General features: G+C 67.7%; 4 protein-coding genes and 2 pseudogenes. 3 read left to right on the top strand and 3 right to left on the bottom strand.

Annotated features, from left to right (window positions below):
- Window positions 1-182 (bottom strand): annotated as a pseudogene (locus MJ783_RS23670) (hypothetical protein); the annotation flags it as partial.
- 265 nt (window positions 183-447) lie between these two features.
- Window positions 448-705 (bottom strand): annotated as a pseudogene (locus MJ783_RS23675) (toll/interleukin-1 receptor domain-containing protein); the annotation flags it as partial.
- A gap of 731 nt (window positions 706-1,436) precedes the next feature.
- Between MJ783_RS23675 and MJ783_RS12600 the strand changes: the two are divergent.
- Entirely contained in the window at window positions 1,437-1,898 is a 462-nt protein-coding gene (locus MJ783_RS12600; protein ID WP_239310606.1) for a hypothetical protein, read from the top strand.
- A gap of 348 nt (window positions 1,899-2,246) precedes the next feature.
- Window positions 2,247-3,359 (top strand): hypothetical protein, encoded by a 1,113-nt coding sequence (locus tag MJ783_RS12605; RefSeq protein WP_239310607.1) that lies wholly within the window; start codon window positions 2,247-2,249, stop codon window positions 3,357-3,359.
- Window positions 3,360-3,466: 107 nt separating this feature from the next.
- On the opposite strand, the gene MJ783_RS12610 is transcribed toward MJ783_RS12605, so the two are convergent.
- Window positions 3,467-4,555, bottom strand: coding sequence for an SUMF1/EgtB/PvdO family nonheme iron enzyme (locus MJ783_RS12610; protein ID WP_239310608.1), 1,089 nt, complete (start codon window positions 4,553-4,555; stop codon window positions 3,467-3,469).
- A gap of 941 nt (window positions 4,556-5,496) precedes the next feature.
- Here MJ783_RS12610 and MJ783_RS12615 point away from each other — a divergent pair.
- Window positions 5,497-6,426: a hypothetical protein gene (locus MJ783_RS12615; protein WP_239310609.1), complete on the top strand. Its 930-nt coding sequence runs from the start codon at window positions 5,497-5,499 to the stop codon at window positions 6,424-6,426.
- Window positions 6,427-7,089 lie beyond the last annotated feature (663 nt).

A 7,089-nucleotide genomic window follows, 5' to 3' on the forward strand; every position in this document is an offset into this window, starting at 1 on the left:
GCGGGGCCGGCGTGCCCGGTGAGGGTCTTGAGGTGGCTGGACTGGGCTGGATCGCGAACATCCCACAGCCGCACCGTACGGTCGCCGCTGGCGGTGGCCAGGATGGTCCCGTCCGACGTGAACGCCACCCGCTGTAGCGGGGCCGGTGTGGTCGGTGAGGGTTGCGATGATGGCGCGCGCATGGGAACCGTGTGCTGGCCGGTGGACTGCCCGCGTGGAAGGGCTCGTGGTGGGCGCGGGCCTGGTGACGGTGGAATCGGGAAAGGCGGGTACGGGCTGCTCTCTGGCCGGCCGGTCGGGTGGTGATATCTGACGGGGGCGGACTGGAAACTCCGGTTCGACGTCGGGTTTCACTCGGCCGTCCAAGGCCCCCTGCACACCGGCAAGTAGCCGCCGCCGGGCGATGTCAGCGGCAACGTCGAACAGGTCCACGGAGCCCACCGTCCGCAGAACCCCCGGAGGATCACACTCCTCAACCCGAACGGGAAGCAGCTTACGGGCGAGTCCTTCCGGGTCCGCCGCCCGCGCCGCCCGCCACTCCTCCCCGCCGTACACCGACGAAAAATACGCCTTTGAGAGGACCGCGATGGTCCGCGTCGCGTGGATAACGCCCTGTTCCATCTTGAACCGCCAGTCCGACCCGGGCACGAAGTCCCACGCCTGGATCAACACCCGGTAGCCGGCGGCCTCCAAGTGCCAGGCCACTCACTCCGCCCACTTTTGATCATCAGCGGTGTAGGAGATGAAAAAGTCCCACCCGGCCGTGCCGTTGCCAACCCCCGACATACCGCAACATCTTCCACCACAGTCCCCATCCATGGCGAATCACGTCGGACGTCGGCGTCGCCGATCCTCGCGGGGGTGGGCCTGTAGAAATAACGGTATAACTCTCCGAGAGTAAAGATGCGCTGTGAGTGACAGCAATGGTGGAGGTTCCGCCGGTCGACCAGACCCTCCTTACTGGCAGCCGCGAGGGCGTCATGAGCCGCTCCCTGCATCGTCCTCGCGGTGCAGGTCGGTTCGTGTTCCTGGCCCGGGGCGGGATCTCATCCACGCCTCGAAGGTGGAGAGGCGCCAGCGGGGGCGGTCGGGGATGGTGTCGTCGTCGGGGTCCGGGAGGCGGCCTTGGGAGCGGTAGCCGCGGAGGGTGGATGGCTTGACGCCTGCGCGTTCGGCCATTTCTCGGTAGCCGATCAGCGGGTCGTCGTCCGGCACGGGATGACCCTACAGCGCCACGCGGTATCCACCGAAAGGGCCACAACCCTCCAGCGATGCGCTGTAGAGTTTTGTCTGCAGGCGGCTCCGGCAGGTGATGGCACACCCGCCGGAGCCTCGGCCTCATCCCTCCAGAGAAGGGACATGACCGTGCCCGACATCATCCCGAAGACCGCCGACAAGGGACGCCTCATGCGTCGCATCGGCCGAGTGGTGACCCCGTGAACGACCAGCGGCCGGGGCAGTGGAACGCGCGCCCTCCCCTGGTCTCGCTGCTCAGACCGGCTGCTGACTTGTACGAGTTGGCGATCCGGCCCGGTGCGGACGTCGAGGACCTGACGGAGGTTGTTGCCGCCCTCCCGGCCGTCGTCTACCTCGACCATCGGCCGGCAGTCCCCGCAGACGCGACCGTCATCCTCACCTACCGGGCGGCCCCCGCCGGTGCCGACGGCGTTCCCGTCCGCCCGACGGCCCGTGGTGGTGACTCGTCGGGTTGGGTGCCAACGATCGACCCCACCCCCCTGCCCTCGAGCGCTTACGAACAGGCTCTTCACAAGATTCTCACCGTCGGCCCGTACCAGCGTCACGGCCAGCTCCTCGTTTGCGGACTTGCCCACGCCGATCCTGCGGCAGTCATCGCGGCAGCCGACGCGATCTACGCCGCCTGGACACAACGCAGGTAGCCCCCGAGCCGCGCAACGGCCGATGCGTCCACAGCCGAGGGGCATCGGCCGTCGCCGGCCCGGCGACCCATCCTCGTTGGACGCAACGGCATCACCGCCGGGCGGGCCTTATCAACCAGGGCGCTCGGCCCGCGTGCAGCGCAAGAACCGATCAGCTGCTCAGGAGCCGGCGTGTCGGTTCACCACGTGGGCGGCAGGCGGCCGGGCCCCGCTCGCGGGCCGCTTCCTGCCGATCGCGGGCACGAGTGCCCGGTCGGCGGGCGCGCATCCGGCCAAAGCAGGCGTCCGCCCGGTCTACGTAGACGTAGACGACCGCCATAGACAGCGACATAGATGAAAGGATCACTTGTGGACGAGAAGTGGCTGGCGCCGGTGGTCGACTGCGCGTGTGGGTGCGGAGAACCGGCGGGAGAGAACAGTCGGTATGCCGGTGGGGACGAGCGGGAGCGGATGCGGCATCGAGCCCGTCTACAGTACGCCCGGCGCCGCGCCGGCCAGCCGAACGGACATCATCAACACGACGCGCCTGCCGAGGGCGACGTGTTGGCGCGGCTGGGGCTGACGGACATGCCGCTGGCCGCGGTCGCCGAACGGCTGGCCGTGTTCGCCGGCGACCTCGGCGGGCTCGCTTCCACCGTCGCGCGCAGGGCAGGCGCGGTCGATGAAGCCGCGATCGCCCGGCAGATCACCGACGCGACCGCCGACGCGGTCGGTCGGGCCGAAGCCGCCGAAGATGAGGCCCGCCGGCTACGCGCCACACTCCGCGACCTTCAAGCCGAACTCCACCGGGCCTGCCGGGACCGTGACCAGGCCGATGCTGACGCCTCCGTTGTCGCCGAGGCCGCCGCCCAAGCCGACACCGCCGCAGCCGAAGCCCGCGACCGCGCGCAGGCGGCGGAACGGGACGCCGAGGAGGCCCGGACCGACGCCGCGCAGATCCGTGAGCAGGCGGAGCGCGCGCGGCTTGCGGCCGACGGGCAGCGCAGCCAGCTCGAACGCGACCACGCAAAGGCGCTCGCAGCGATGCGCGCGGACCACACCACCCAGCTCGCCGCGCTGCATCGGGACTATGCCAGGACCCTGGCCGACGCTCGCGCCGAGCATGCCTCACATCTTGCCTCGGAACGTCACGTAGCGGCGGACGCCATGTCTGCGGCCCGCGACCGCGCCACTCGTGCCGAGGCCTACGCCGACGCGTTCACCGCCGAGCAGGTCCGACTGGCCGCCGACCGTGACCGCCTACTCGCCGAACAAGCATCCCTGACCGGCCAGATCGCCCGACTCACCGGCACCGCCACTCGAGTGCACGAGCAGACCCTCGCAGTGAATGGACACCGCCATGCCGACGACGCCACCGCCGAAGAGACCGGGATCAGCCCGCGGCCGTCGAGCGCCGGGCAGCCCACCCGGCAGGCCCCCGTTCCTCGACGTCGGGCCGGCCGAGCCGCCGCGACCGGGTGAGCAGTGCCGGTCAGCTCCTGTCGATCGACTCCCCCACCGATCGGATGCTTGTGTCGACCGTGGCCCCGCTGGCGCCTGGCGGTTTTCGGATGACGAAGACGATCACCTCACGCAGCATCCCGAACGCACCGGAAGCCAACGGCGTTGCTACAGCCTCGGCGCACGTAGAGCGCCTTCGAGGAGGTCTGGACGGCACGGTACGGGCTGTCGTAGGAGCCACCGCAAACGACCGCGGAGTTGACGGCGTCGAACACGGTGCCTGTCCACTCCCACACGTTGCCGGACATCTCGCGCACGCCGAACGGCGAGAGGTTTGCCGGATGATCCGTGACCGCCATCGGACCGCTGTCGCGCAGTCCGCCGCCGTCGATCTCCTCTTTCCAGGCTCGATAGGTGACCAGCGGCCGGGAGCTCCACGCGTCGGCGCAGTTCACGGCAGTGAGATCGAGCGTGTCACCCCAGGGGAAGAGCCGGCCGTCGGCGCCCCGAGCGGCGGCCTCCCACTCGAGCGACGTCGGGAGCCGCTTGCCCTCGAACCAGGCGAAGGCGTAGGCGCTCCACCAACTGATGCACGTGACGGGATGATCATCGTACTGCGGGTCGGTGAAGTACTCCCGGTTCCGTAGCCGCTCGTGCCACGGCTCATGGCTGTGGCCGGCAGGCGTGTCCGGGTGATCCCACGCGGCGCAGCCCCACCGCTCGACCGCGGCAAGGAACCGCCTGTACCGGCTGACCGTCACGGGAAACTCATCGAAAATGACCGAGTTTTCGACCTTCCGTAGCAGCAGCCGATGACTCGGGCCGACGACATAGATCCCGGCGGGAAGAACAAGCGGCGGCGCTGCCGGCGTCTGGGCACCGAAGTACTGTAGAAGTCGCCGGATCTGTTCTGTCAGGACGGGCTCGCTTTCGTGGACATCGAACGCGGCTGCACGGCCATGAGCAGTCCGCAGGAGCCGGGACGCAAAATACTCCTGAAATGCCGGGTGCGTCGCCATTGCCGTGCCGTTTCCACTGCGTCGCAAGAACGGTGCTAAAAAAAATCCCTCCGGCTCGGCCTGCCGGCCGATGAGGGTATCAATCCCGAGCTGGGTCCAGACCTCGGAGAGCGAGAAGACCGTCTGATCGGCGATGAAGCCGAGGCCAAGTAACGTCTCGAGACGCGGCGCCAGTCCTTCAAGCTGTCGGTGCGGCATCTCGTCCTGGCCGCTCGCAGCGGGCCCCCAACCTCGTTCTCGCGGTGCGACATCGCCATCGTTCGGCCACGTGCCCGGTAGGAGGTGTCTTCCCGGCAGTTTGAACCACAACAGAAAGTCGGGGATCTTTAGGGTTTGCGCCCACTCGGCAAGCTTTCGTAGATCCGTTGGTGCGTCGCCGTTTTCAGCTCGGCTAAGAAGGGCCTGAGTCACCCCCAACCAGTGCGCTACCGTCTCCTGCGCAATAGCGCCCGATCCACTCGTGCCGCCCCCGAGACAACTACGGTAGGTACGAATGACTTTTCCCATGTGTCGTGTGGCGAGCGCCTCGAACATCGGATCGGCCGTCCAGAACTCAAGAGGCAGCTCGGGTGGCTCGGTCAATGCGGCAAAGCTAGCCTGGCGTCGTTGGCAAAGCGGACAAAACCCGTCGTAGCTGTTGGGTGCAAAATGGTTCCCGCAACCGCCGCGGCAGCGGCGCATGGGCACGGCCATTGGGGCAACTCCGATCATTCAGCTCCGACGCGCATGAGTTAACGATATAGCCGCCCGCAGCGGACCCTGCGACGCGACCGGTACTCGTTTTTGACATAAAGATCAGTACTCGAACGATTTGGCGGACTCGCCACGCAGGTAGGACGCTATGCCCACAGGCGGTCGACGGGCTGATACTCCTCGTCGTCGGCAAGGTCGCGCCCCTCACCCGTATGTCCGAACACGGACGAGGGCCCAACAGATCGGGGAGGTGCTGGCGAGGACTCGCTGATCGCTCGCCCATCTATCGGCATGACTTCTCGATTGGAGGTAGTTGCCCCCTTGTGTGTGTCGATCTCTGTCAACGACGAGCCCAGACAGGCCCCGCAGGCGCCCAGCTCACGAGACGTCACGCCGTGCTCGGCGGCTTCGTTCTTCCAGGTCTGTTGCTCGTTGGTGGCGGTCGTGTGAAGGCCCCGCCGGAGGTTCTCGAGCACTTCGAAAAGATCGCTACGAAGCTCACCGACTCGTATCCTTACGCGCCGGTGCCGGCCACGGCACAGGCCGTCCGCCGGGACCTGCCGATTGCGCACGCGATCCTTGCCGAAGGCGGTCTCGACGAGGAAGGGCTGCGCCGGATGCACGCCGCGGCCGGTCGCCTCGCCGCGATGCTCGGGAATGCCCAGCTCGACACAGGTTGGACGGGGCAGGCATCACGTACGCTCATCGCCGCCTACGACCACGCGGTGCTCGGCAAGGACGCGACTGGTCAGGCGTGGTGCCGGCTCCTGCAGTCGTCGGTTGAACTTGCCGAGGATCAGCCCCGGCAGGCGCTGGTGTACGCGCGGGACGGATGGGCCGTCGCCCCGCCCGGCTCTCCCGTCGCCGCCCGACTCGCGGCCGAATGCATCGCCGCCTCGTTGGCGAAGCTCGGCGACCAGCGTGGCACGTCTCAGGCTTTGGACGATGCCTGGACGATTGTCGGTGACTTCGCGCCCGAACAGCGGGGGCATCCCGGGTGGCACCCCAACCGCCTGCACCCAGCCGAACTCGACTCCATCACGGCGGCGGCCTACATCGACGCCGGAAACCCGCATGCCGCGCTCTTGCACACCGAGCGCGGAATTGCCGCCCTCGACCGTGCACCGGCCGTCAGCCATCGAGCCTACGTTCGGACCAATGCGGCGAGGGCGATGCTAGCCCGCGACGAGATCGAATCGGCGGTCGACTACATGAACGAGGCGCTCGAGGTCTCCAGCGCCCGCAAACTCGCCGACATTGAGCGCCGCGCCTGCGCCTTCGTCGTGAGCGCCCGCAACCGCGCTCCCGGCCCACTCATCGAGAATCTGAAGGAACACGTGCGCCTTTGGCGCGCGACGCGACTCACACAGGTATGACCAGCGATGCTCTTGCACCCCCATTCATGCAAGGGCGCTGTCCGAAGCGAAAGAAAGGCGAGGAGACATTGGAATCACGTGCGTATCGGGACGATAGCGCGTCGAGCAGGATCAGGACCGGCGGTTGCGGAGAGGATGTGGTGGGCGAGCAGTCCGGAGGAGTACCGAGGCGTGAGGTTGGGCGGGAGTTGCTGCGGCAGATGCCGCAGCTTGCTGTGCCCCCGCCGAGCCCGCCCGTGGCGCCGCAGACGGAAGATGCCGCGTTGAAGCGACACGCGACATTGTGGGCTCTCGTGTGCCTGGACGGGGCTACAGATCGGCCGTTAGAGGTGACGATGCCCTTTCCGACACCGAACGCCGCAGACCATTTTGCCGAAGAGTCCGGAATCGCGGATTCGGCGATCGTGCCGATTCGCTTCGCCTACGTCCCGCCAGCGCGCCGTGCCGGGCCGTGAGACGCGGCTGCCCGTGACTGTTGGGACACGAGGTTCGGGCTCCGCATCCCTCATCGAAGGAAGTCGCTGCGGAAGCGGACTGGCCGTCGTCGGCGTATGTCGCAGCAGCCCGGTTAACACCCGCGCTGACGTCAGGGATTGAGGCCGCCGGTCCGGCGAGGATCTACGGGGTAGCCGTCTACGTGGGTCATTCCCGGGAGATCGGCGA

This window comes from Protofrankia sp. Cj3, assembly GCF_917627355.1.
GTDB lineage: Bacteria > Actinomycetota > Actinomycetes > Frankiales > Frankiaceae > Protofrankia.

Coding starts and splice junctions, on each gene's coding strand:
- MJ783_RS12610 (WP_239310608.1), bottom strand. CDS start 4,555: ATGCCGCACCGACAGCTTGAAGGACTGGCGCCGCGTCTCGAGACGTTA.